The sequence below is a fragment of the Streptomyces sp. NPDC015139 genome (genome assembly GCF_043079785.1).
In the GTDB taxonomy this organism is placed as follows: domain Bacteria; phylum Actinomycetota; class Actinomycetes; order Streptomycetales; family Streptomycetaceae; genus Streptomyces; species Streptomyces albidocamelliae.
The window spans coordinates 111,941-137,263 of sequence record NZ_JBIBUW010000002.1 but is presented as its reverse complement, the minus strand read 5'-3'; the positions used below and the strand labels follow the sequence as shown (position 1 = coordinate 137,263).

General features: G+C 72.3%; 22 protein-coding genes. 10 read left to right on the top strand and 12 right to left on the bottom strand.

Annotation, left to right across the window (positions count from 1 at the left end; genetic code table 11):
• Window positions 1-7: 7 nt before the first annotated feature.
• Window positions 8-517, bottom strand: coding sequence for a MarR family winged helix-turn-helix transcriptional regulator (locus tag ACF08B_RS05085; protein ID WP_392316138.1), 510 nt, complete (start codon window positions 515-517; stop codon window positions 8-10).
• 102 nt (window positions 518-619) lie between these two features.
• Between ACF08B_RS05085 and ACF08B_RS05080 the strand changes: the two genes are divergently transcribed.
• The 3 genes from ACF08B_RS05080 to ACF08B_RS05070 all read left to right on the top strand — a co-directional run bounded on the left by ACF08B_RS05080 (window position 620) and on the right by ACF08B_RS05070 (window position 4,247).
• Window positions 620-1,408: a dioxygenase gene (locus ACF08B_RS05080; protein ID WP_392316137.1), complete on the top strand. Its 789-nt coding sequence runs from the start codon at window positions 620-622 to the stop codon at window positions 1,406-1,408.
• A 428-nt stretch (window positions 1,409-1,836) separates the two neighbouring features.
• Entirely contained in the window at window positions 1,837-2,835 is a 999-nt protein-coding gene (locus ACF08B_RS05075; RefSeq protein WP_392316136.1) for an RNA polymerase sigma factor RpoD/SigA, read from the top strand.
• A gap of 740 nt (window positions 2,836-3,575) precedes the next feature.
• Window positions 3,576-4,247: a TetR/AcrR family transcriptional regulator gene (locus ACF08B_RS05070; protein WP_392316681.1), complete on the top strand. Its 672-nt coding sequence runs from the start codon at window positions 3,576-3,578 to the stop codon at window positions 4,245-4,247.
• Window positions 4,248-4,652: 405 nt separating this feature from the next.
• On the opposite strand, the gene ACF08B_RS05065 is transcribed toward ACF08B_RS05070, so the two are convergent.
• Window positions 4,653-5,615 carry a helix-turn-helix transcriptional regulator gene (locus ACF08B_RS05065; protein ID WP_392316135.1) on the bottom strand — a complete coding sequence of 321 codons (963 nt, stop codon included), beginning with the start codon at window positions 5,613-5,615 and terminating at the stop codon, window positions 4,653-4,655.
• A gap of 62 nt (window positions 5,616-5,677) precedes the next feature.
• Here ACF08B_RS05065 and ACF08B_RS05060 point away from each other — a divergent pair, with 62 nt between their 5' ends.
• The 5 genes from ACF08B_RS05060 to ACF08B_RS05040 all read left to right on the top strand — a co-directional run bounded on the left by ACF08B_RS05060 (window position 5,678) and on the right by ACF08B_RS05040 (window position 11,957).
• Entirely contained in the window at window positions 5,678-7,264 is a 1,587-nt protein-coding gene (locus ACF08B_RS05060) for an MFS transporter (protein WP_392316134.1), read from the top strand.
• Between the two features lie 240 nt (window positions 7,265-7,504).
• Window positions 7,505-8,266, top strand: a complete 762-nt coding sequence (locus tag ACF08B_RS05055) for a DeoR/GlpR family DNA-binding transcription regulator (protein ID WP_392316133.1) — start codon at window positions 7,505-7,507, stop codon at window positions 8,264-8,266.
• Entirely contained in the window at window positions 8,263-9,210 is a 948-nt protein-coding gene (gene pfkB, locus ACF08B_RS05050) for a 1-phosphofructokinase (RefSeq protein WP_392316132.1), read from the top strand. Before ACF08B_RS05055 ends, pfkB begins: the two co-directional genes overlap by 4 nt.
• A gap of 229 nt (window positions 9,211-9,439) precedes the next feature.
• Window positions 9,440-11,596, top strand: a complete 2,157-nt coding sequence (locus tag ACF08B_RS05045; RefSeq protein WP_392316131.1) for a fructose-specific PTS transporter subunit EIIC — start codon at window positions 9,440-9,442, stop codon at window positions 11,594-11,596.
• A gap of 109 nt (window positions 11,597-11,705) precedes the next feature.
• Window positions 11,706-11,957 (top strand): hypothetical protein, encoded by a 252-nt coding sequence (locus ACF08B_RS05040; RefSeq protein WP_093475581.1) that lies wholly within the window; start codon window positions 11,706-11,708, stop codon window positions 11,955-11,957.
• Window positions 11,958-11,990: 33 nt separating this feature from the next.
• Here ACF08B_RS05040 and ACF08B_RS05035 read toward each other — a convergent pair whose 3' ends face one another.
• The 3 genes from ACF08B_RS05035 to ACF08B_RS05025 all read right to left on the bottom strand — a co-directional run bounded on the left by ACF08B_RS05035 (window position 11,991) and on the right by ACF08B_RS05025 (window position 15,312).
• Entirely contained in the window at window positions 11,991-12,737 is a 747-nt protein-coding gene (locus tag ACF08B_RS05035; protein ID WP_392316130.1) for a DUF6227 family protein, read from the bottom strand.
• Window positions 12,738-12,894: 157 nt separating this feature from the next.
• Entirely contained in the window at window positions 12,895-14,115 is a 1,221-nt protein-coding gene (locus tag ACF08B_RS05030) for an Ig-like domain-containing protein (protein ID WP_392316129.1), read from the bottom strand.
• A gap of 171 nt (window positions 14,116-14,286) precedes the next feature.
• A complete protein-coding gene (locus ACF08B_RS05025; protein ID WP_392316128.1) occupies window positions 14,287-15,312 on the bottom strand; it encodes a P1 family peptidase in 1,026 nt (341 codons plus the stop codon).
• 104 nt (window positions 15,313-15,416) lie between these two features.
• Between ACF08B_RS05025 and ACF08B_RS05020 the strand changes: the two genes are divergently transcribed.
• A complete protein-coding gene (locus ACF08B_RS05020; protein ID WP_392316127.1) occupies window positions 15,417-15,593 on the top strand; it encodes a hypothetical protein in 177 nt (58 codons plus the stop codon).
• A gap of 41 nt (window positions 15,594-15,634) precedes the next feature.
• Here ACF08B_RS05020 and mscL read toward each other — a convergent pair whose 3' ends face one another.
• The 6 genes from mscL to ACF08B_RS04990 all read right to left on the bottom strand — a co-directional run bounded on the left by mscL (window position 15,635) and on the right by ACF08B_RS04990 (window position 21,488).
• On the bottom strand, window positions 15,635-16,111 hold the full coding sequence (gene mscL, locus ACF08B_RS05015) for a large conductance mechanosensitive channel protein MscL (protein ID WP_392316126.1): 477 nt from the start codon (window positions 16,109-16,111) through the stop codon (window positions 15,635-15,637).
• Between the two features lie 138 nt (window positions 16,112-16,249).
• On the bottom strand, window positions 16,250-16,867 hold the full coding sequence (locus ACF08B_RS05010; protein WP_392316125.1) for a hypothetical protein: 618 nt from the start codon (window positions 16,865-16,867) through the stop codon (window positions 16,250-16,252).
• 160 nt (window positions 16,868-17,027) lie between these two features.
• A complete protein-coding gene (locus tag ACF08B_RS05005) occupies window positions 17,028-17,861 on the bottom strand; it encodes an S-methyl-5'-thioadenosine phosphorylase (RefSeq protein WP_392316124.1) in 834 nt (277 codons plus the stop codon).
• A gap of 97 nt (window positions 17,862-17,958) precedes the next feature.
• Window positions 17,959-18,276: an FmdB family zinc ribbon protein gene (locus tag ACF08B_RS05000; protein WP_392316123.1), complete on the bottom strand. Its 318-nt coding sequence runs from the start codon at window positions 18,274-18,276 to the stop codon at window positions 17,959-17,961.
• A 67-nt stretch (window positions 18,277-18,343) separates the two neighbouring features.
• Window positions 18,344-19,639, bottom strand: a complete 1,296-nt coding sequence (locus ACF08B_RS04995) for an MFS transporter (RefSeq protein ID WP_392316122.1) — start codon at window positions 19,637-19,639, stop codon at window positions 18,344-18,346.
• A 343-nt stretch (window positions 19,640-19,982) separates the two neighbouring features.
• Entirely contained in the window at window positions 19,983-21,488 is a 1,506-nt protein-coding gene (locus ACF08B_RS04990; protein ID WP_392316680.1) for a potassium/proton antiporter, read from the bottom strand.
• A gap of 269 nt (window positions 21,489-21,757) precedes the next feature.
• Between ACF08B_RS04990 and ACF08B_RS04985 the strand changes: the two genes are divergently transcribed.
• Window positions 21,758-24,562 (top strand): penicillin acylase family protein, encoded by a 2,805-nt coding sequence (locus ACF08B_RS04985; RefSeq protein ID WP_392316121.1) that lies wholly within the window; start codon window positions 21,758-21,760, stop codon window positions 24,560-24,562.
• An 83-nt stretch (window positions 24,563-24,645) separates the two neighbouring features.
• Here ACF08B_RS04985 and ACF08B_RS04980 read toward each other — a convergent pair whose 3' ends face one another.
• Window positions 24,646-25,299: a 5-formyltetrahydrofolate cyclo-ligase gene (locus ACF08B_RS04980; RefSeq protein WP_392316120.1), complete on the bottom strand. Its 654-nt coding sequence runs from the start codon at window positions 25,297-25,299 to the stop codon at window positions 24,646-24,648.
• Window positions 25,300-25,323: the final 24 nt, after the last annotated feature.

Genomic DNA, 25,323 nt, shown 5'->3' with positions numbered 1-25,323 from the left:
GGGGCCGCTAGCGGAGCCAGGGCAGGTCCGCACCCGCTTCGTTGGGCTGGAGGCCCTCGGCGACGATCTCCATGATCTCGCCGAGGGCCTTCTGCTGTTCCGGCGTGAGCCGGTCGAACAGCGCCTGCCGTACGGCGGTCACATGGCCCGGCGCGGTGCGCCGCAGCACCTCCACACCCTCGTCGGTGAGCACCGCGAACTGGCCGCGCTTGTCGGAGGGGCAGTCCTCGCGGCGCACCCAGCCGTTCTTCTCCAGGCGGGCGACGGCGTGCGACAGCCGGGAGCGGGTGATCTTCGCCTGCATCGCCAGCTCGGTCATCCGCAGCCGGCGGCGCGGCGCCTCGGCGAGACCGACGAGCAGGCCGTAGTAGATGTGCGGCATGCCCGCGTCACGCTGCAACTGGCGGTCGAGGTGGTCCTCCAGCAGGGTGGAGGCGTGCAGGTAGGCGCGCCACACGCGCTGTTCCTCGTCGGTGAGCCAGCGGTGCCCCGCCGCGGAGTCCGGTGCCGTGTTCATGGGTCCCACTGTACGAGGCAGCTCCTTGAAACTTGAACAAGTCGGCCGTATTCTGAAGGAGAACTTGAGAGTTAAAGCAACAGGATGTTGGGAGCCGCGACCATGTCCGTCACCGCCCAGGAGCGCATGCCCGCCCTGTACCTCAGCCATGGCGCCCCGCCGCTCGCGGACGACCCGGTCTGGCCCGGCCAGCTCGCCGCCTGGTCCGCCGGACTGCCCCGGCCGAAGGCGATCCTGATGGTCTCCGCCCACTGGGAGGAGGCCCCGCTCGCGCTCGGCGCGGTGGAGACCGTCCCGCTCGTCTACGACTTCTGGGGCTTCCCCGAGCACTACTACCGGGTCCGGTACGCCGCCCCCGGCGCCCCCGCGCTCGCCGAGTCCGTCCGCAAGCTGCTGCGCGCCCCCGGCACCCCCGTCCAGGACATCCCCGACCGCGGCCTCGACCACGGCGCCTACGTCCCCCTCGTCGAGATGTTCGCGGCCGCCGACATACCCGTCCTGCAGGTCTCGCTGCCCACCCTCGACCCGGTCCGCCTGATGGACATCGGCCGCAGGCTCGCCCCGCTGCGCGACGAGGGTGTCCTCATCGTCGGCTCCGGCTTCTTCACCCACAACCTCGCCGCGCTCCGGCACGCCGGGGGCGTCCCGAGCTGGTCCTCCGAGTTCGACGACTGGGGCCGGCGCGCCCTGGAGGCCCGCGACTGGGACGCCCTGCTCGACTTCCTGGACAAGGCCCCGGCCGGCCGGTACGCCCACCCGCGCACCGAACACTTCGCCCCGCTGTTCGTCACCATGGGCGCGGCGGAGGCGGGCGGCGAGCTCGACGCGCAGAAGTCGGTGATCGACGGCTTCTGGATGGGAATGGCGAAGCGCTCCGTGCAGTTCGGCTGACCCGGAGGGGACGCTCGCCCCGAATTTCCCGCGCGTGCGCGTCCGTGGCAACCATCGGCCGGTGCGGGCCGTCTTCCGGGTGGGAGGGCGGTCGAAGGCGGCGCTCTTCCGCAGTGAGGGCCGGCCGTGTCGGAACGTGACGACCGTCTCACGCGCGCGGTGGTGGCAGAGGGCCGTGAGGGCTTCGAGGGTTTCCTCGACTCCGGGTCTGACCTGCGTCTCTGTGCGTGTCGGCGCCGTCCTGCGCCCGAAGTGGCCGACAGGGTACTGCATGATCAGAAAATTCGGGGTGCGGGTTGGGAATTCTGTCCTGATTCCAGTCGTTGTTCCCCTCGGATGCAGGGCACTCGGAAAGAGTCCCGGAGACACAGCCCGAAGTGCCCGGCGTTCACGACCACCCGCCAGCCCACCATCGCAAGGGAGCACGCATGGCAACCCGTGCCGTCGCCCGTCGTCAGTCCGCCACCGGCGAGACGGTCGACTCGGCAAGCAGTGTTCGCGCCCATGGCGGCGAGATCGCCGACCGCGACCTGGTCGGCATGTACCTCGACGAGATCGCGCGCACGCCGCTGCTCGACGCCGCGAAGGAAGTCGAGCTGTCGCAGACCATCGAGGCGGGTGTGTTCGCGCGGCAGGTCCTCGACGGATACGAGGAGAGCACGTCGGACGCCAGCCGCGAGGAGCTGGAGGCGCTCGTCGCCGCCGGTGACCGGGCCAAGGACGTCTTCATCCGCTCCAACCTCCGTCTGGTCGTCGCGGTGGCCCGGCGCTACCCGCGCAGCGGCCTGCCCCTGCTCGACCTGATCCAGGAGGGCAACGCCGGCCTGGTGCGCGCCGTGGAGAAGTTCGACTACCGCAAGGGCTTCAAGTTCTCGACGTACGCGACCTGGTGGATCCGTCAGGCCATCACCCGCTCCATCGCCGACCAGTCCCGCACGATCCGGCTCCCCGTCCACCTGGTGGAGGAGCTGGGCCGCATCCGCCGCGTCCAGCGCGAGTTCAACCGCGAGAACGGCCGCGACCCGGAGCCGGCGGAGATCGCCACGGAGCTCGGCTCCACGCCGGAGCGTGTCACCGACGTCCTCGACTGGGCCCGCGACCCGGTCTCGCTGAACATGTCGGTGGACGACGAGGGCGAGACCCAGTTCGGCGACCTGCTGGAGGACACCTCCGCGGTCTCCCCGGAGCAGTCGGTCCTGACCCTGCTGCGCAGCGAGGAACTGGACGACCTGATCGGCCGCCTGGACCAGCGCACGGCCTCCATCATCAAGATGCGGTACGGCATCGACGACGGCCGCGAGCGCACCCTGACCGAGGTCGGCAAGGAGCACGGACTGACCCGCGAGCGCATCCGCCAGATCGAGAAGCACGCCCTGCTCGAACTGAAGAAGCTGGCTCGCGACACCGGCTTCGACGCGGCTGCCTGACGGGTGCGAGGGGGGGAGTGAGCCCGGTTCCGGGACGGTGGTGTGACCGGCGTGCGCAATGCTCGCCACGCGCACGCCCGGTGGCGAAAGACGGCGCAAACACGACGTCTTCCCGTCGCTTCAACTGCGGGGCCCGAGGGAAAAACCCTTCCGGGCCCGGGATCGAGGCCCCGGGAACCGCGACCGCACTCCCCAGCGCACCACGCCACGCACTCGCACGGCCCACCCCCACACCGGCCGACCCCACCGGCCGAGCCCTTCGGGCGGCGTCCGGCCCCTCGCGGTCGGGTCCACCCGAGCACGACACCGAAGACTCCACCGCACCACCAGCCGACACCACATGAGCCAGGTCCCGACGCTATCCCCCCCCGGCGCCGGGATCTTCCCAGCCGGGCTTCGGCGCCTATCCCCCCCAGGCGCCGGGGCCCGGCTCTCCTTGTGCCCGGGCCGGCGAGGTGGGGAGCTCGCGACTCGGGCGGGGGTTCGGAGTCCCGGGTGCGGGCCCGGCCGGTGGGCATCCGTCCTCGTCAGGGGGGCCGCCGCGGCACCCTCGTACGGTGGGGAGCGCGTGGGAACGGCGGCCCACCCCGTACCTGAACCCCGGGGTGGACCGCCGGATGGCAGATTCTGTCACATGGGCATAGCCTGCCGAGATGAGCACCACCCGCAACACCGGCCACCAGCCGTTTTCCGCCTCCGCGCCGCTTTCCCTCACCGAGCGGCGCAAGGCCGAGACCCGGATGGAGATCGCCCGGGCGGCGGCCCGCCTCTTCGTCCACCAGGGCCTGCGGGCCACCCGCGCGGAGGACATCGCCCACGCCGCGGGCATCGCCCCGCGGACCTTCTACCGCTATTTCGCCACCAAGGAAGAGTCGGTCGCCCCCCTCTACGCCGCGGGTGCCCGACGCTGGGCGGAAGCGGTCCACGCGGCCCCGGCCCATCTCAGCGTCCCCGAGGCGCTGGAACACGCCGTCCGCGAGACCTTCACCCCGGGAGCCGGCGTCTCCCCGGCGTCCTGGGAATGGGCCCGCACCCTGATCCGCCTGGCCGACGCGAGCCCCGCCCTGCGCAAGGTGTGGGCGGAGGTGTGCCAGGCATCGGAGACGACGCTGGCGGAGATCTTCGCTGCACGGACCGGCTCGGCGGATGGCGAGGAAACCGAGGCCGCCGAGCCGGGCGAGGAGAAGCCGGCCGGCGACGACAACGTTGCCGACGACTCCCCGCCGTCCGGCCCCGCCCCGCTCACGCCCGGCCTCCGTTTCGCCGCGGCCGTGGCCGGAGCCGCCGTCCGGGTGGCCGTGGAGTCCTGGGCCGTCACGGGTGCCCAGCCCACCGGCCCCGAGGGCCCCGCGGCCCTGGCACTGCGCAACCTGCGGGCGCTGCGCGGCTTCGACTGGAACGCGGAGGGCTAGCCGCCCCGACGTCGGTCCCTGGCCGGCCGCACCGAGAGGATGCCCCACGCTGCCGCCGGCGCCTTCGGGGTGGTCCCGGGGATCTGTGCGCTCCGACCCTCGGGGGGCTCTACGGGGCGACGCGGCGTCCGCGGGTCGGCTGCGCCCCGGCCCGGGTGGGAGGCGGGCGCCCCGGCACAGAGGACGGGTGGCGGCCGGCCGCACCGAGAGGATGCCCCACGCTGCCGCCGGCGCCTTCGGGGGGCGGGGACCTGTGCGCCCCGGCCCGGGGTGGACCCCTGCGGGGCGACTCGGCGTGCGCGGGCCGGCCGCCCCGGCCCGGGCGGGGGCCGGGTGGCCCCGGTGGGAGCCGCGTGTCCCGGTGGGCGCCGGGCCGGCCCGGCGGGTGCCGGGCCGGCCGGCCGGTCAGGCTCCGGCGCGGGTCAGGCGGCCGCCCAACTCTCTGACGCACGACACCAGTTCGGATGGTTCGAGCACCGTGAACTCGTAGCCCGCCATCACCAGCCGTACCGCCAGCCACTCCACGGGATCGCCGGTGGCGCCGCGCAGGAGGCAGCCGCCGCGCCCGTCGTCCTCCGGCGCCCCGACCCAGGCCGGCAGCCGCGTGGCGACCCGCTCGGCCGGTGCGGCGAACCGCACCGCGAACTCGTACGTCTCCTGCCGCCGGTGGATGGACCGGCGCAGGTACTCGGCCGCGTTGCCGGTCGGCAACTCCCGTGGCGTGAACCGGACTCCGGTCGGGAAGGGCGCGCTCACCCGGTCCACCCGGAAGGTGCGCCAGTCCGCGCGGTCGAGGTCGTAGGCGACCAGGTACCACCGCCGTCCGGTCGAGACCAGCCGGTGCGGCTCGGTCAGCCGCCGCGACTCGCCGCCGTCCTTGTCGCGGTAGGCGAACCGCAGCCTCTCCCGCCCGGCCACCGTGGAGGCCATCACCGTCAGCGTCTCGGGGGCGATGCTCGGCCCGTCCCCGCTCGTCAGCGGTGTCGTGGCGGCCTGCAACGTGGCCACCCGGTGCCGCAGCCTGGCCGGCAGCACCTGCTCCAGCTTCGCCAGGGCCCGCACCGACGCCTCGTCCACGCCCTCCAGGGCGTGCCCGGCGCCGGCCCGCAGCCCGACCGCGATCGCCACCGCCTCCTCGTCGTCCAGCACCAGTGGCGGCATCGCCTTGCCCGCGACCAGCCGGTACCCGCCGTCCGCGCCCTTGGTGGCCTGCACCGGATAGCCCAGCTCCCGCAGCCGGTCGATGTCCCGCCGCACGGTGCGCCGGGACACCCCGAGCCGGTCGGACAGCTCCCCGCCCGGCCACTCGCGGGGCGTCTGGAGGAGCGAGAGGAGCTGGAGAAGCCGTGCCGGAGTGTCCGTCGTCATGCCTATGAGAATGCCGGAGAACTAGGACATGATCTGACCTAATCGGGTCCTATCTTCTTCTCATGACCGACAACGACCGCACGACCCTGAAGGGGCGCGGGGAACTGCGCGACGAGCCGCGACGGACGGACGGCGCGGCCGCCGTGTCCGCCCCCACGGCGCTCCCCGCCACAACCGACCGAACGCGCTGGTTCGCGCTCGCGATCGTCATGACCGCCGCCTTCATGGACCTGGTCGACGTCACGATCGTCAACATCGCCATCCCGTCGATCGAGCGCACCGCCCACGCCTCGGTCAGCCAGATCCAGTGGATAACCGCCGGCTACGCCCTCGCCTTCGCCGCCGGCCTGATCACCGGTGGCCGGCTGGGCGACATCCACGGCCGCAGGCGGGTGTTCCTGATCGGCATCGGCGGCTTCACCGTCGCCTCCGCGCTGTGCGGCTTCGCCGCGAACCCGGAGATGCTGGTCGCCTCGCGCCTGCTGCAGGGCGGCATGGCGGCGATGATGGTGCCGCAGGTGCTGTCGATCGTGCACGCCACCTTCCCGGCCCACGAACGCGGCAAGGTCTTCGGCCTGTTCGGCGCGATCATCGGTCTGGGCGCGGTCTCCGGCCCGTTGCTCGGCGCGCTGCTGACGGAGTGGAACCTGTTCGGCCTGGAGTGGCGGCCCATCTTCCTCATCAACCTGCCGGTCGGCGTCGTCGCCTGGCTGCTCGGCCGCCGCTTCATCACCGAGTCCCGCGCACCGAAGGCGCTCAAGCTGGACCTCGTCGGCGTCGCCCTGGTCACGCTGGGCCTGCTGATGCTGCTCTACCCGCTGACCCGCGGCCGCGAACTGGGCTGGCCGCTGTGGGGCCATGTGTCGATGGTGGGCGCGTTCGGCGTCTTCGCGGCGCTGGTGGCGTACGAGCGGCGCAAGGCCGCCCGGGACGGCTCCCCCCTGGTGGAGCTGTCGCTGTTCCGGGTGAAGAGCTTCGCGGCGGGCATCGCCGTGCAGACCGTCTTCGGTGTGGCCCTCGGCATCTTCTTCCTGGTCTGGACGCTGTACATGCAGATCGGTCTCGGCTGGAGCCCGCTGCGGGCCGGTCTGACCGGGGTGCCGTTCTCGCTCGCGGTGTCCACGGCGGCGGGCCTGTCCGTGCAGAAGCTGGTCCCGCGGTTCGGCCGCAAGGTGCTCCAGGCGGGCGCGCTGATCATGGGCGCGGGCGTGCTGATCTACCTGTGGGAGGCGAACCGCTACGGCCTCTCCATCGCCTCCTGGCAGATGGCCCTGCCGCTGGTCGTGATGGGCGTCGGCATGGGGCTGATCGTCGCCCCGCTGACCGACGCGGTGCTCTCGGAGGTGCCGCGCGAGCACGCCGGTTCCGCGTCCGGGCTGATCAACACCGTGCAGCAGATGGGCAACGCGCTGGGGCTGGGACTCGTCTCGGTGGTCTTCTTCGGGGAGATCGGCGACCGGCTGACCCTCGGCCAGGTCGGCCCCGCCTTCGTGCACGCCTTCCAGCACGCGCTGTGGTGGGTCGCCGGGATCATGGGCGCGATCTTCCTGCTGATGTCCGCCCTGCCGAAGCGGCCGGCGGTGCACGTCGAGGGCGCCGCGGCGGCGGAGCCGACGGAGCCGGCGAAGGAGCCCGAGCTGGTGTCCTGACCGGACGCGACCGGAGAACCCGAGCGAATCCGAGAGCGGACCCGAGAGCCCGGCACCGAGCAGGTGCCGGGCTCTTCCGCGCCCGGAGGCGCACTGGAGACCCCCTGGAAAGTCCGTTCATGCCCGATTGTAGTCCGAACCTGTTTACTTTCCGGATGCGCGGGCGTAGCCTCGCCAGTGAAACCACACGTTCGGGCATGAGTCGGAACGGGTCGGACATCCAGGCGGAGGCGAGCGGACATGTACGCACCGGAACGGCAGCAGGAGATCCTCCGGATCGCCCGTGACGGCGGCCGGGTGGACGTGCTGTCGCTGGCCGAGGAGTTCCAGGTCACGGCGGAGACGATCCGCCGCGACCTGAAGGCCCTCGACCGGGCCGGCCTGGTCCGCCGCGTGCACGGCGGTGCCATCCCGGTCGGCCGCCTGGACTTCGAGCCCGACCTCACCGAGCGCGAGTCCACCGCCGCCGACGAGAAGGACCGCATCGCCAAGGCGGCCCTGGCCGAACTGCCGGCCGAGGGCACGACGATCCTCGACGCCGGTACGACGATCGCCCGGGTCGCCGCCGCCATCCCGCTGGAGTCGGCCCTCACCGTCGTCACCCACAGCCTGCCCATCGCGGCCCGTCTCGCCGACCACCCGGGCATCCAGCTCCACCTGGTCGGAGGGCGCGTTCGGCACCGCACACGCGCCGCCGTGGACGCCTGGGCGCTGCGCGCCTACGGCGAGATCCGCGCCGACGTCCTGTTCGTCGCCGCCAACGGCTTCTCCGCCGAGCACGGTCTGACCACCCCCGACCTCGCCGAGGCCGCGGTCAAGCGGGCAGCGGTCGCCGCCGCCCGCCGGGTCGTCCTCCTCGCCGACTCCAGCAAGCACGGCCAGGAGCACTTCGCCCGCTTCGGCGACCTGAGCGACGTGGACCTGCTGATCACCGACAGCGGGCTGAGCCCCGAAGACGCCGCCGTCATCGAGCGCGGCGGCACGGAAGTAGTGCGCGCATGATCCTCACCGTCACCCCCAACCCGTCCCTCGACCGCAGCTACGAGGTCCTCGCGCTGAAGCGCGGCGAGGTCATCCGCGCCGAGACCGAGCGCACGGACCCCGGCGGCAAGGGCGCGAACGTCTCGCGGGCCGTCGCGGCCGCCGGGTGGCGCACGGTCGCCGTCCTCCCGCTGGGCGGTGCGCCGGGCGCGCTCGTGGCCGAACTCCTCGACGCACAGGGCATCGAGGTCGCGCCGGTCCCGATCGCCGGAGCCACCCGCTCCAACATCGCGCTCGCGGAGTCCGACGGGGTGCTGACGAAGATCAACGCACCCGGGCCCGACCTGTCGGCGGCTGAGCAGGAACTGCTCCTGGAGACGGTGCGCGAGCAGTCGCGCGACGCCGACTGGATCGCCTGCTGCGGCAGCCTGCCCGGCGGCCTCGCGCCCTCCTGGTACGCCGACGTCGTCCTGCGGGCACACGCCGGGGGCGCACGCATCGCCCTGGACACCTCGGGGCGGGCGCTGCTGGAAGCGCTGCGCGCCCGGCCCGACGTGGTCAAGCCCAACGCCGAGGAACTCGCGCGGGCCGTGGGACGCCCCCTGGCGACCGTGGGCGACGCGCTCAAGGCGGCCGAGGAACTGCGCACGATGGGCGCGGGCGCCGTGCTCGCGAGTCTCGGCGCCGACGGCCAGCTCCTCGTGGAGGAGACCGGTGCCTGGTTCGGCAACGCTCGCGTGGCCGCCGTCCGCAGCAACGTGGGTGCGGGCGACTCCTCCCTCGCCGGCTTCCTCGTCGCGGGCGGCACCGGCCCCGAGGCCCTCGCCTCCGCCGTCGCCCACGGCGCGGCCGCGGTCCAGCTCCCCGGCAGCGTGATGCCGACACCCGCCGACCTCGATCCGGCCGCGGTGACGGTCACCGCGGAGATCCCGCTCGACCGCGAACTGACGGAGCCGGCGTCATGAACGCCCCGGTCCGCCGCCGTAGCAACCCGGCCCGAATCGCCGGGCCTACGGACTCGATCGTCAGGCGTGCGGCCCCGGTCCGCCGTCCTGCGACCGCTCCCCACCGGCCGCGGCGGGACCCCCCGTCACCCACCACGTCGGCCGCACCCACCGCCTCCCCGTACCGCACCCCCGTCCCCCCTCCCGCCCACCTCTCCCCCCGGGCGATACGCGCGCATAGGAGCCCGCGATGAGCGACATGATCACCGCGGACCTGGTCGACCTCGACCTGTCCGCCGACACCAAGGAAGCGGCGGCGCGCGCCCTCGCCGAACGCATGGTGGCCCAGGGCCGGGTGACCGACCTGGAGGGCTTCCTCGCCGACGTCGCCGCCCGCGAGGCCCAGATGCCGACCGGCCTCGACGGCGGCATCGGCATCCCGCACTGCCGCAGCACCCATGTCACCGAGCCGACCCTCGCCTTCGGGCGCAGCGGCCCCGGCATCGATTTCGGCGCCGCGGACGGACCGGCCGACCTGATCTTCCTGATCGCGGCTCCCGCGGGCGCCGACGACGCCCACCTGACGATCCTCTCCTCCCTGGCCCGCCAGCTGATGAACGCCGACTTCACCTCCGCGCTGCGGGCGGCGGACGACGCGGCGGCCACGGCGGCACTGATCCGTGGCGAGGAGCCGGCACCGGCGGAGAGCGCGCGGGCCACCGCGAGCGCCGGTGGCGAACCGGGCGCCGAAGCCGCGAGCGGCGCCTCCCAGGACACCGCCGCGACGCCGGTGGCGGCCTCCGCCGGCGCCGCGGCGGGCAGTACGGCGCCCCCGTCGGACGCCTCCGTCCCGGCCCCGTCGGCCCCCGCGGGCGCGGGCACCGGTGCCGCTGCCGAAGAGCGCCCCTTCCGTCTGATCGCCGTCACCTCCTGCCCGACCGGCATCGCCCACACCTACATGGCGGCCGAGTCCCTGGAGAACGCGGGCCGCGAGGCGGGCGTCGAGGTGTTCGTCGAGACCCAGGGATCCGCCGGCTTCACCCGGCTGGACCCGGCGGTGATCGCGGGCGCGGACGGCGTGATCTTCGCGCACGACGTCTCCGTACGCGACAAGGACCGCTTCGCGGGCAAGCCCACCGTCGACGTCGGGGTGAAGGCCGGCATCAACCGGCCCGCCGAACTCATCGCCGAGGTCCGCGAAAAGGCGGCGCGCGGCGAGATGAGCGCCCCGGCGGCCGCGGGCGGTACGCCCGTCGAGCGCGCGGGCGACTCCACCGAGGGCTACGGCACCAAGCTCCGCAAGTGGCTGATGTCCGGCGTCAGCTACATGGTGCCGTTCGTCGCCGCGGGCGGCCTGCTCATCGCCCTGGGCTTCGCGATCGGCGGCTGGCAGGTCAACAAGGCACCGTCGGTCATGGACCACTTCATCTGGACGCAGACCGACAGCTGGGGCGCCCTGCTCTTCCAGATCGGCGGCGTGGCCTTCAAGTTCCTCGTCCCCGTCCTGGCCGGCTACATCGCCTACGGCATGGCCGACCGCCCCGGCCTCGTGCCCGGATTCGTCGGCGGCGCGATCGCCCTCGACATCAACGCGGGCTTCCTCGGCGGACTGGTGGCCGGTCTGATCGCCGGCGGCGTGGTGATGGCGATCCAGAAGGTGAACATCCCGACGTCTCTGCGCGGCATCATGCCGGTGGTGGTGATCCCGCTGATCTCCTCGGCGATCGTCGGATTCCTGATGCTCGTCGTCGTCGGCAAGCCCATCGCCACCGCCCAGAAGGGCCTCACCGACTGGCTGAACAGCCTCACCGGCGCCAACGCCGTCCTGCTCGGCGCGCTGCTCGGGCTGATGATGTGCTTCGACCTCGGCGGGCCGGTCAACAAGGTCGCCTACACCTTCGCCACCGCCGGCATCGCGGTCTCCGACCCCAGCGACTCCGCCATGAAGATCATGGCGGCGGTGATGGCGGCCGGCATGGTCCCGCCGCTGGCGATGGCCCTGGCCACCACGGTCCGCGGCCGGCTCTTCACCCGGACCGAGCGGGAGAACGGCAAGGCCGCCTGGGTGCTGGGCGCCTCCTTCATCTCCGAGGGCGCGATCCCCTTCGCGGCGGCGGACCCGCTGCGGGTCATCCCGTCCGCCATGGTGGGCGGCGCGCTCACCGGCGCCCTCTCGATGGTCTTCGGGGCCACCCTGCGCGCCCCGCACGGCGGCGTCTTCGTGGTGCCGCTGATCGGCAACCCGCTGCTCTACCTGGTCGCCATCGCGGCCGGGGTGTGCGCCACCACGGCCCTGGTGATCGTGCTCAAGGGCCTGCGCAAGCAGGCCCCGGAGAGCACGGCCACCGACCCCGCCGCCGGCGCGGCCGGTTCCCCGAAGGAGACGAAGCAGCCGGTGGCGGCCTGATCACCCCGCCACCCTTGTCCCTTAAGTTCGCTGTGAGTTGTTCACGGCACCTGCGAGATACGTCACGGTCCGGGGCCAAAGTCCCGGACCGTGGTGTGTACTGGAACGCATGCCTGAGCACGTCTCGACTCTCCAGTGGACCGGCGCGGTCGTCCTCACCCTGGCCGGTGTGGCCTGGGCGATCGTCGTCCTGCGCCTGCTGCGCCGCTTCCGCGCGCAGGCCCTGCGGGAGATCCCGACGGTCCGGCTCCCGGTCCTCCCGCCGCAGCGGCAGGCCGGCCCCGCCCTGGAGAAGGTGGAACTGACCGCCGCCGAGCGCGACGCCTTCGCCGGACTGGTACGGCAACTCGGCGGCCGCTGACCGGACGGACGCCCCCCGGCACGGGGTCCGGGACTACCCCCGGCGTGCCGCGCGCTGCTCCATGGCGCCCCGCGCCGCGTCCTCCGACATGTACACCTCGCACATGTGCCGTCCGTCGGGGGTCGCCGTGTGCTCGACCTCCCACAGGGACACCTCGTCGCCGTCCGGCAGCAGGAACGCGTGCTCGTAGAGCGCGTAGCTCAGTCCCGCGCGGCCGGCCCGCCCGGGGCGGCCGAACGCCTGCGTGATCTCGTGCGCGGTCGCCGTCGCCAGCAGCGCCGCCGTCTCCGCGTCCGGCCGGTCCGGGTTCTCCGCGCGGCGCAGCAGCCGCCGCGCGTGATCCGCCGAGTCCTGCGAGGCGAAGACGTGCCGGGGCGCGGGGACCGACCACAGCCGCATCAGCGCGGGCAGCTCGAAGTCCGGGGTGTCCTGCGGCAGCCCGAGCCGTCCCGTGGCCGTCTGCAGCTCCTCCTCGTCGGCGAACACCTCGTGCTCCGCGGGGCCGCCCGGCACCGTGTTGTGGACGAGCTCCCACAGCGTGACGGCCGCGCCGTCGGCGAGGAGCCACGTGTGCCGGTACGTCTCCCGGTGCAGCCCCGCGCAGTGGTGCGCCGAGTGCAGCGAACTGTCGTGCGCGAGCGCGCTGTCGAGCCGCCGTATCACCTCGTCGGGCAGCTCGAAGGAGTTCAGGGCACGGCCGAGGAGCCGCGCGAGGTGCTCCTCCGGAGACTCGGGCGACTCGGCTGGTTCGTACGCTGCCGTCTCGTACGGAACGCTCAAGGCATCTCCCGGCGTTGCTGCATGTCACCTAGTGGGTGCATACCGTAGCCCCTCGGTCGGACATCATGTCCGCGAACCGAGAAAACGTCTGCCCGGAAAACGCGCGGGCCGCGCGAGAAGTTCCCGCGCGGCCCCGAGTTCCGTCAAGAGCCGCCGCTCAGACGGCACTTCCCGCGGTCCAGGCACTCCAGGACATGTTCCAGCCGTTGAGGCCGTTGTCCGGGGCCACGGTCGTGTCCGGGGAGTTCTTCACGATCACGACGTCGCCGACGAGCGAGTTGTCGAAGAACCACTTGGCCGTCGTGTCGCCCTGCGCGCCCTGCACGTCCGCGAGGCCGACGCAGCCGTGGCTGGTGCCCTGCCGTCCGAACGGCGGGTTGCCCTTGTCGTACCAGTAGTTGCCGTGGATGAACGTGCCCGACGACGTCAGCCGCATCGCGTGCGGCACGTCAGGGATGTCGTACTCCCCGCCGAAACCGACCGTCGAGCCGTTCATCCGGGTCTGCGTGAACTTCTCGGAGATCACCATCCGGCCGTTGTACGTGGTGTGCTCCGCGCTGCCCGCGGAGATCGGCACCGACTTGACCGTCCTGCCGTCCCGCACCACCGTCATCGTCTGCGTGCGGACGTCGACCGTGGAGACCTGCGACCGTCCCACGGTGAAGGAGACGGTCTTCTTCTGCGCCCCGTAGACGCCCTTCGCGCCCTGCACCCCGTCCAGGTCGATCTTCATCGTGACCTTGGAGCCGGCCTTCCAGTAGTCCTGCGGCCGGAAGTCCAGCCGCTGGTCCCCGAACCAGTGCCCGGCCACCTGCTGACCGCTGCTGGAGCTGACCGTGATGTGCGACTGGACGGCCTTCTTGTCGGTGATCGACCTGTCGAAGGTGAACGACACCGGCATGCCCGCGCCGACCGTCGCGCCGTTGTCCGGCGTGTAGGTGCCGATGAAGCTGTTCGCCTTCGAGACGGTCGTGAAGATGGAGTTGGCCGCGGCCGTACGCCCGTCGGCGTCCTTCGCGGTCGCGTTTATCTCGTACTTCGTCCCGCGCTCCAGCTGCTGCTTCGGCTTCCAGCTGCCGCCGTCCGCCGAGATCGACCCCGGCACGGCCTGGCCCGACCCCGCCACGGTCATCTTCACGTCGGTCAGCCTGCCGCCGCTGGCCTTCACCCCGGTCGCGTTGATGGACGCGCCGGTCGAACCGTCCTTGGCCGATATCGCGACCTTCGCCGTCGACGTGTCGGCGGAACCCTTGCCGCCCTTGCCGTCGTTGCTCTCGGCGCTGGCGTCGCCTCCGCAGGCGGTCAGGGTGAGGGCGCCGACCACCAGGGCGGCACAGGCCCCCAGTACGCGCCGCGCTCGAATGTCCGGCGTTGCCACGGGCTGCTCCATGTTCGTGTGATGTGCGTGATCCGTTCCAGTGCGTGGGGAAAGAGGGCACCGGCGCACGGTGGGGTTCCCTCCGTGCCTCCTGAACGCCATCACGTGACAGAACCGCGACAATCCGCACCCGTCGGCGACCCGCGGCCGGGTCCGGCACCGCCCGGACCGCTACGCCGTGCCGTACAACTCCCCGTACGACGGCCACACTCCGCCCGGCCCGTCGACCGACCCGGCGGCGCGGACGGCCCGCACGATCGCACGCGTCACGAGGTCCGCGCCGGCCGCCAGGACCTCGTTGAGCGCCAACGGGTGCGCGTCGAGCGGGCGGGTGCCGGTCGCCAGCGCGAACACCGTGTCCCCGTCGTGCAGCAGGTGCACCGGCCGCACGGCGCGCGCGATCCCGTCGTGTGCCGTGCCGGCGAGCTTCTGCGCCTGCGCCTTGGAGAGGTCCGCGTCGGTCGCGACCACCGCGAGCGTCGTGTTGAGCGGCGGCGGCGCGTTGTCCGCGGCCGCCTCCGCGAGCCGCCGGCGCGCGGCCTCGTGCACCCGCTCCCGCGGATACTCCACCCGTCCCTGGTACAACTCCCCGTACAGCACCCCCGTTTCGGGGTCCAGCGCCGACCCCGCGGCGTTCGCGACCACCAGGGCGGCCACGGTGATCCCCGAGCCGAGTACCGTGCTCGCGGTGCCCACCCCGCCCTTGAGGCCGCCGGCCACGGCGCCCGTCCCGGCGCCCACGTCTCCCTCGGGCACCCGGGTGCCCGGCTCACTCGCCGCCGCGGCCTCCACCGCCGCACGGCCCATGGCCGCGTCGGGCCTCGCACGGAAGTCGCCGCCGCGTCCCAGATCGAAGACGCACGCCGCGGGCACCACCGGCACGACGTGCGCCGGGTCGGTCCCCACCGGCACCCCGCGCCCCCGCTCCTCCAGCCACGCCATCACACCGGAGGCGGCGTCGAGCCCGTAGGCGCTGCCTCCGGTGAGGACGACGGCGTCGACCGTCCGCACCACGTTGCGCGGGTCGAGCGCGTCCGTCTCCTTGGTGCCGGGCCCACCGCCGCGCACGTCCACCGCGGCGACGGCACCGCCCTCCGGGGCGAGGACGACCGTGGTGCCGGTGAGCCAGCCGTCTCCGCTGCGGGAGGCGTGCCCCACCCGCAGCCCGGCGACGTCCGTCAATGCGTCAACTGTCATGGGGCCCAGTGTGTCCCCGGCCGCCCCGGGACCGGCCCGTCCCCGCCCGGGAAGCCCACGGAGGCCCGCCGGTCCGCCCCGGGGCCGGGCCGTACCCTTGAGGCATGAGCACCGCCCCCGAACCCGAGCAGCGCGACCCCGAGCCGGCACTGGTCTTCGACGACCCGCTGGACCAGCAGTCCTCGGACGACACCGACCGCGGGTGGGGCGAGCGCCCGGCCGGCGACAGCGCCGCCGACCTCAAGCGCTTCCTCGACGAGAAGCCGCCCCACCACATCTGAACCGCCCGCAGAGGCTCCCGCGCCGCCCGCAGGGGAACTCGCTAGCGCTCGTCGTGCCCGGATCCCCGCTGGGCGACCAGGGCGTCGCGGATCTCCTTGAGCACCTCCAGCTCGGTCACCTCCAGGACCTCCTTCGTGCCCTCGCGCGCCGCCCTGCGGGCCGCCTGCCGGGCCAGGTACTTCGCCATCGGCAGGACCATCAGGAAGTACACGACCGCCGCGGTGATCACGAAGGTGAGAGTCGCCCCGAGGACCGAGCCCCACAGGATCGGCACCCCGCTCTTGACCGTACCGTCCGGGGCCACTTGGCACGGGGCCTTCAGACACGAGCTGTAGTGGTCGAGGTTCTGCGTGCCGATCGCGCCGACCAGCGGGCTGATGATCCCCTTCACCACCGAGTTGACGATGTTCGTGAAGGCCGCGCCGATGACCACCGCGACTGCCAGATCGACGACGTTTCCGCGCATCAGGAAGGCCTTGAAGCCGTGCCAGACGCTCGGTTCCTTCTTCGCGCTCACCTAGGGGACTCTCCTCGCGTGCACAGGCTGTGGAACGAAACGCTCCGCAACCTACGGCACGGTGTGGCCGTCCTGTCCAGTCCTGTTGCCCGATCGTGTGACTTGACGGCCCGCCGCCAAGAAGACGGAGCAGCCGGTTCAGCACAGCGTCACCGCCAGCCGTGCCGTGGCACTGGCGCCGACCAGCCTCGCCGCCGTGGCACGCGGCACGGACAGCACGACCAGCGCCCCGCCCTCCGCCGCGCCGCCCAGGGGCTCCGGCACCTTCGTCACCCGTACACCCCGCGCGAGCACGCGGACCGCGCCGCCGGTCGAGGCGTCCTCGGCGGCGACGACGTCGACCCGGTCACCGGCGCGCAGGAGCCGGACCGTGGCGGCGTCGGCGATCCGCACCGGCGCGGTCACGACGCCGGCCGCCGGGTGCCGCCGTACCGGCTCCGCGGCCGGGTGCCCACGGGCCCGCTCCGCCCGGTGCGGTTCCGTCGCGGCACGCGGTACCGCGGCCACCAGGGCGGCGGCGGTCAACGCGAGACCGGCGGCCACGGCCCGCCTGCGGTGCCGTAGGAGCCGCTGCAGCTGGTACCGCCCGCCCCGCACGCGCACCGGAGCGAACTGCGGGACCGCACAGGTCGCGGGGGCGTCCGTGCCCAGGGGACGCGGGACACGCAGGGGCGGCGGGAAGGGGGAACGGGCCGGCGGGCGGCCGGGGAGGAAGGGGGACGGATCGGGGGACGACGAGGAAACGGGCACGGACACGGGAATCACCGCCTGTGACGAGGAAGGGGGCCTGCGACACCCACGATGAGGTCTCGCGCCGCATCCCGTCGGAGCCGGTGGACGGCGGACGGACTGTGGACAACCCGCCCACCCGAACGAGGAATTCCGCCCACCGATCCCCAGGTGGGTCCCGGCCGGGCTACGGCAGTTCGAAGCCCGGGTCCATGCCGCCGAGCGCGTCCACGCAGAGACAGTCCCGCGCGCCGGTCTCCGGCAGCGCCGCCACCGCGTCGAACAGCACGCCCCGCATCCGGTCCACGTTGGCCGCGAACACGCGCAGCACCTCCTCGTGGGAGACGCCCTCGCCGCTCTCGGCGCCCGCGTCCAGGTCGGTGACCAGGGTCATCGACGTGTAGCACAGCTCCAGTTCCCGGGCGAGCGCCGCCTCCGGGTGGCCGGTCATGCCCACGACCGACCAGCCCTGTGCCTGGTGCCACAGCGATTCGGCGCGGGTGGAGAAACGCGGGCCCTCGACGACGACCAGCGTGCCGCCGTCCACCGGCTCCCAGTCCCGCCCGCGCGCCGCCTTCAGCGCGGCGGACCGGCCGGTGGGGCAGTAGGGGTCGGCCACGGACACGTGCACGACGTTCGGCACGGTGCCGTCGGGCAGCGGCAGTCCGTCGAAGTAGGTCTGCATCCGGGACTTCGTACGGTCGACGAACTGGTCGGGCACCAGCAGCGTGCCGGGTCCGTACTCGGGGCGCAGGCCGCCCACCGCGCACGGGCCGAGTACCTGGCGGACCCCGACCGAGCGCAGTGCCCACAGGTTGGCGCGGTAGTTGATGCGGTGCGGCGGCAGGTGGTGGCCGCGGCCGTGCCGGGGCAGGAAGGCGACCCGCCGGCCGGCGATCTCGCCGAGGAAGAGGGAGTCGCTGGGCGGCCCGTAGGGGGTGTCCACCTCGACCTCGGTCACGTCGTCGAGGAACGAGTAGAAGCCCGAGCCGCCGATTACGCCGATCTCTGCGTTCGCCATGACCAGCACACTAGCTGGCCGCCGAACCGTGCGGCAGCGGGCCTCGGGCATACCGAAGGCCCCGCCGTCGTCGACGGCAGGGCCGGGGTGTGAGGTCTCAGGCGGCCGGGCTGCTGGCGGAGCTCGACGACGAGGACGAGGAGGACGACGACGTCGAGGACGAGGACGTCGACGAGGCCGGCTTCGCGTCGGAGGACGACGAGCTCGGCTTCGACGCCGGGCTGCTGCTCGAGGTGGAGCCGCGCGAATCGTTGCGGTAGAAGCCGGAGCCCTTGAAGACGATGCCGACGGCAGAGAACACCTTCTTCAGGCGACCGCTGCAGTTGGGGCACTCGGTCAGGGCGTCGTCGGTGAACTTCTGCACCGCCTCGAGGCCCTCGCCGCACTCGGTGCACTGGTACTGGTACGTCGGCACTGTCTTCCTCCTGGCACTCTCACTCGATGAGTGCTAACGACGGTCCATAGTGACGTATTCCCGGGGATCAGTCCACCGTCACCGGCACGCGGTGACCGACGCCACGTGCGACGGTGCGGTTCCGGTGCGGGGCGGCCAGCCGGGAGCGCAGCGCCACCAGAGTGACCAGGGCGAGCACCGTGCCGGCCATGGGCACCAGGAATCCCGCGCCGTCCCACAGCCGGTCCTCCAGCTGTCCGGCGACGGTGACGGCGGCCGCCTGGCCGAGCGCCACCGCACCGGTCAGCCAGGTGAAGGCCTCGGTCCGGGCACCGGCCGGGACCAGGCTGTCGACCAGCGTGTAGCCGGTGATCAGCGACGGCGCGATGCACATGCCGACCAGCAGGCCGAGCGCCGCGAGCAGCAGCACCGAGTGCGCGGTCCACAGGGCGGACGCGCTCAGTGCGAGGGCCGCGTAGCCGAGGACCAGGCGCCGCTGCGGGGCGACCTTCCAGGCGATCGCGCCGCAGGCGACGCCGGACAGCATGTTGCCCGCGGCGAAGACGCCGTACAGGACGCCGTTCAGACCCGGTTCGCCGATCGACTCGGTGAACGCGGCCAGCGACACCTGCATGCCGCCGAAGACGGAGCCGATGCCGAGGAAGGTGACGATCAGTACCCGCACGCCGGGGACGCGCAGGGCGGAGGCGTGCCCCACGCGCGCGTGCTCACCGTTGGCGTCCACCGCCGGCTGCGTGCTCTTCTGCGCGGCGAACAGCAGGCCGCCGACGAGGGTCAGGGCCGCCTCGGTGACCAGGCCGGCCGACGGGGTCACGGCGGTGCACAGGGCGGTCGCGAGCAGCGGGCCGACGACGAAGGTCAGCTCGTCGGTGACCGACTCGAAGGCCGCGGCGGTGGTCATCAGGGGCGATCCCTGGAGCTTCACGCCCCAGCGCGCGCGGACCATCGGGCCGACCTGCGGCACGGAGGCGCCGGTCGGGACGGCCGCGAGGAACAGCGCCCACAGGGGGGCGTGCGCCAGCGCGAGCGCGGTGAGGGTCAGTCCCGCCAGGGTGTGCACGAGGACGCCGGGGAGCAGCACCGCACGCTGTCCGTAGCGGTCGGCCAGGCGTCCGCTGTACGGCGCGAACAGCGCCATGGAGACGCCGGTGGCGGCCGCGGCGGCACCGGCGGCGCCGTACGAGCCGGTGGTGTGCTGCACGAGCAGCACGATCGAGATCGTGAGCATGGCGAACGGCTGGCGTGCCGCGAAGCCGGGGAGCAGGAACGTCCAGGCGCCGCGGGTGCGCAGCAGCTGTCCGTATCCGGGGCGCGACGGTGCCGCCGGGTTCCGCGACGGCTCGGTGGTGACCGTGGATTCCACGGCCGTGCCTTTCTGCCGCCTGGTAGCGCGCCCGTGCGGGGGCGCCGAGAGCTGTCCTCTTGCGCTGAACTGCGGTAGATACCGGTGCCACGGTGGTGGGCGTGCCGGCCGCCATACGGTCGCGCCAGCTCTGCATCAGGCAGAGTTGGTTCGATCAGGGGTGCCTTGATACTACAGGGATCAACGCCTTGTACCCCTGTGAAAACGAGCACCACAGCGCCCGTTCACCTGTGATTGGCGCGGGTGTGAATCGCCCGAAACGCACCCGTACCGTACGGCGCCGCAGCTCGCAGGGGTCACCGTCCGCCTCGCGCGCCCCGCGGGTGCGGTAGGCGCCCGCGGTTCACCGCCCCGCGTCGGCCCCGTCGGTGCCCAGCCAGCCCGCCAGCTTGCCGCCGTGGGCCACCGCGCGCAGGCGCCGTTCCGCCGCGTCGCGGACCGGGTCGGTGGCGACCACCAGGAGCTCGTCGCCCCGCCTGAGGACGGTGGAGGGCAGGGGCACGAACGACTTCTCCTCGCGCACGACGAGCGTGACGGCGGCGCCCGGCGGCAGCCTCAGCTCGCCGACCTCCACGCCGTGCATCCGCGAGCCCTCGGGGATCGCGATGGACAGCAGATGGCCGCGCAGCCGCTCCAGGGGTGCCGACTCGATGCCCAGGTCGGAGGCCTCGCCCTTCTCGCCGAGCCGCAGCATGCGCGCCAGCCAGGGCAGCGTCGGCCCCTGCACCAGGGTGTAGACGACGACCAGGACGAAGACGATGTTGAAGATCCGGCGGCTGCCGGCGACACCGTTCACCATGGGGATGGTGGCCAGGATGATGGGCACGGCGCCGCGCAGTCCCGCCCACGACATCAGGACCTGCTCCTGCCACGGCACCCGGAACGGGGCGAGGCTGAGGACCACGCTCAGGGGGCGGGCGACCATGGTCAGGACCAGCCCGATGACCAGCGCGGGCAGGACGTCGTCGCCCAGCTCGTGCGGGGTGACCAGCAGGCCGAGCACGACGAACATGCCGATCTGCGCGATCCAGCCGAGCCCCTCGGCGAAACCGCGCGTGGCCGGCCAGTGGGGCAGCTTGGCGTTGCCGAGCACCATCGAGGCCAGATAGACGGCGAGGAAGCCGCTGCCGTGCGCCAGGGCGCCGTCGGCGTACGCGGTGACGGCGATCGCCATCACGGCGATGGGGTACAGGCCCGAGGCGGGCAGGGCCACGTGCCGCAGGCCCCAGGCCCCGATCAGGCCCACCGCCAGTCCGATCGCCGCCCCGATGGCCAGTTCCAGCGCTATCTCGCCGACCAGGCTGTACCAGTGCTCGACCGGGCCGGCCTGGGAGAAGGCGACGACCAGGATGACCACCGGTGCGTCGTTGAAGCCGGACTCCGCCTCCAGCGTGCCCGTCACGCGCGCGGGGAGGGGAATTCTGCGCAGTACGGAGAAGACCGCCGCCGCGTCCGTGGACGACACCACCGCGCCGATGATGAGCGCCTGCCGCCACTCCAGCCCGACCAGGTAGTGCGCGCCCGCCGCGGTGACGCCGACGCTGATCGCGACGCCCGCCGTCGCGAGGACGGAGGCGGACTTCAGGACCGGCCGGACCTCCTTCCACTTCGTGCCCAGGCCGCCCTCGGCGAGGATCACGACCAGGGCCGCGTATCCCATGACCTGGGTCACTTCGGCGCTGTTGAAGTGGATGTCACCGATGCCGTCCTGTCCCATGAGGACGCCGATGCCCAGGTAGACGAGCAGGCTGGGGAGCCCGCTGCGGGAGGAGACCCGGACGGCCGCGACGGCGACGAGCAGGACGACGGAGCAGACGAGCAGGAGCTGGTTGAGGTGGTGGACAGTCAGCGGCGGTTCCCTTCCTTGGCCCGCGCGCGGGGGCGCGCGGACGCACGTACAGCAGACCCGAGGCTGCGGCGCACCGCATCCAAGTACTTCGTTACCTTACCTAACTCTTGACGCTTTCTTGACGCTCGACGGGGCAAGATCGAACGCTCGTACGCGCCGGTTCCCGACTCCGCGTCAAGCGGGGAAGGACCCTGCGCCTATGGTTGCTCCAGCGCTCATTCAAAGTCACAGCCCGACCTGCCGCTCGCGTTAGGACAGCAAGGACAGCGATGCCCCCCAACACCACCGCCACAACGGGTGACACCGCCACAACCGGTGCCACGCCCGTCAAGTCCGGCAGGAAGAAGGGGCGCAAAGCCCGACTCGTCGTGCTGGTCCTGGTCCTGGCCATCATCGGAGGCGTCGCCTACGGGGCGTACTGGTCGATCAGCACGGTCCGCGCCTCCTTCCCGCAGACCAAGGGCTCGATCACGCTCCAGGGTCTGTCGGGACCGGTCGACGTGAAGCGGGACGGCTACGGCATCCCGCAGATCTACGCCTCCTCCGACGCGGACCTGTTCATGGCGCAGGGCTTCGTCCAGGCGCAGGACCGCTTCTACGAGATGGACGTGCGCCGGCACATGACGTCCGGGCGCCTGTCGGAGATGTTCGGCAAGGGCCAGGTCGACAACGACGCCTTCCTGCGCACCCTCGGCTGGGACCGCGTCGCGAAGGAGGAGTACGACACCAAGCTGTCGGCCTCCACGAAGAAGTACCTCCAGGCGTACGCCAAGGGGGTCAACGCCTACCTCCAGGGCAAGGACGGCGAGGACATCTCCCTGGAGTACGCGGCCCTGGCTCTCACCAACGACTACAAGCCGGAGAAGTGGACCCCGGTCGACTCCGTCGCGTGGCTCAAGGCGATGGCCTGGGACCTGCGCGGCAACATGCAGGACGAGATCGACCGCGCCCTGATGACCAGCCGCCTGGGCCCGCAGCAGATCCAGGACCTTTATCCGGAGTACCCCTACAGCCGCAACAAGCCGATCGTGCAGGAAGGCCAGTACGACAAGCTGACCGAGACGTTCCGGCAGAGCGGCTCCACGGGCACCACCGGCAGCACCCAGGGCGCCACCGGCACCTCGCAGGGCGCCGCGGGCTCCGCCGGCTCCACCACCTCGGGCGCGACCGGATCGGGCCTCACAAGCCAGCTGGCGGGCCTGTACAAGGTGCTCGACGACGTCCCCACGGCCGTCGGCGTGAACGGCCAGGGCATCGGCTCCAACTCCTGGGTCGTGTCCGGGAAGTACACCATCACCCACAAGCCGCTGCTGGCCAACGACCCGCACCTGTCGGCGTCGCTGCCGTCCGTCTGGTACCAGATGGGCCTGCACTGCCGGGCCGTGTCCGCCAAGTGCCAGTACGACGTCACGGGCTACACCTTCGCCGGGATGCCCGGTGTGATCATCGGGCACAACGCGAAGATCGCCTGGGGCATGACCAACTCCGGTGTCGACGTCACCGACCTGTACCTGGAGAAGGTGACCGCGGGCGGCTACCTCTACGACGGCAAGATCCGCCCCTTCAAGACCCGCGAGGAGACCATCAAGGTCGCCGGCGGGAAGTCCAAGACCATCGTGGTCCGGCAGACCCGGGACGGGATGCCGCTGCTGTCCGACCGCGACGACGAACTGGTGCAGGTCGGCAAGAAGGCGTCCGTCACCACCGCCGCCCCCGACCGCGGCGACGGCTACGGCATCGCCCTGCGGTGGACCGCGCTCGACGCGGGCACCTCCATGGACGCCGTGTTCGCCCTCGACAGGGCGGCGGACTGGGACGGCTTCCGCGCGGCCGCCGGCCTGTTCGACGTGCCCTCGCAGAACCTGATCTACGCGGACGGCGAGCACATCGGCTACACCCTGCCCGGCAAGATCCCCACCCGTTCCTCCGTGGACGACGGCGCCATCCCGGCACCGGGCTGGGAGTCGAAGTACAAGTGGACCGGCTTCATCAAGAAGGACGAGCTGCCCTACGAGTACGACCCCGAACGCGGCTACATCGTGACCGCCAACCAGGCCGTGGTCGACAAGGACAAGTACCCGTACACGCTCACCACCGACTGGGGCTACGGCACCCGCAGCCAGCGCATCACCGACCTGATCGAGTCCAAGATCAAGGACGGCGGCCGGATCTCCACGGACGACATGCGCCAGATGCAGCTGGACAACAGCAGCGAGATCGCCAAGCTCCTCGTGCCCAAGCTGCTGAAGATCAACCTGGACGACCCGGACGTCCGCCAGGCGCAGAAGCTCCTGGAGGGCTGGGACTACACCCAGGACGCCGACTCCGCGGCGGCCGCGTACTTCAACGCCGTCTGGCGCAACATCCTCAAGCTCGGCTTCGGCAACAAGCTGCCCAGGGAGGTGCGCGTCAAGGGACAGTGCCTGTGGGTCGACAAGATCGACAGCACCGGCCCGGTGGACGACGACACCAAGGTGCGCGAGTGCGGTGAGCGCGACGCCGACCAGGCGCAGCCGGACGGCGGCGACCGCTGGTTCGAGGTCGTGCGCACCCTGATGGACAAGCCCGGCAGCGACTGGTGGAAGACGCCCGCCTCGGGCACCCGCCCGAAGGCCGAGAACCGCGACCAGCTGTTCGCCCGCGCCATGATCGACGCCCGCTGGGAGCTGACCGCCAAGCTCGGCAAGGACATCGACACCTGGAGCTGGGGCCGGCTGCACCGCCTGTTCCTGAAGAACCAGACGCTCGGCACCGAGGGCCCCAAGTTCCTGCAGTACGTGCTGAACCGCGGTCCCTGGAAGCTCAGCGGCGGCGAGTCCACGGTCAACGCGAGCGGCTGGAACGCGGCCGGCGGCTACAACGTCGTCTGGGTGCCGTCGATGCGGATGGTGGTCAACCTCGCCGACCTCGACAAGTCCAAGTGGATCAACCTGACGGGCGCCTCCGGGCACGCCTTCAGCGCGCACTACACGGACCAGACGGGCATGTGGGCCAAGGGTGAGCTGCTGCCCTGGTCGTTCTCGGACAAGGCGGTCGGCAAGAGTACGAGCGACACCCTGGTGCTCAAGCCGTGAGCCGCTGAGGCACTCGGCCACAACGGCCCTCCACGCGCGCGTGGAGGGCCGTTCCCCGTTCGGGGACAGGGCGGCGGAGCGGGTCAGCCGCTCGCGAAACGGCGGGTGCCGGAGGGCGTCACCACCGCGTGCACCGGCTGGTCGTGCTCCTCCGCCGGGACGTGCGCGACGACCTCCGCGTCGTACAGCAGCACCACGAGCCGGGGACGGGCGCCCGCGCGCTCCAGACGGGCCAGCACGCGGTCGTACGAGCCGCCGCCGCGTCCCAGGCGCATCCCGCGCGCGTCCACCGCGACTCCGGGCAGCAGGACGACGTCCGCCTCCGTCACGGCGTCCGGGCCGAGGCGTGGGCCTGAGGGCTCGAATAGCGCCATTCTCCCGCCGTGTTGGACACGCGCGAGGGAGTCCGGGCCGGTGTACTCGCCCCAGTCCAGGTCGTTGTCGGGCAGGAGCGCGGGCAGCAGGACCCGCGCCCCACGCGCGCGCAGGGCGTCCAGCAGCGCGGCCGTTCCCGGCTCGCCGCCGACGGAGACGTACGCCGCCACCGTCCTCGCCCGCGCCAGTTCCGGCAGCTCCAGTGCGCGCTCGGCCAGCGCCAGGCCCGCCGCGCGGACGTCATCGCCCGTCAACCTGTTCCTCACCGCGAGGAACTCCCGCCGCAACGTTCGCTTGTCAGGGTCGCCCTCAGGTCCGGCATGTTCCACTGGTCGTTCCCGCACCCTTCGTAATGCAGTCATATGAGGGGCAATCGAACCTGAGCC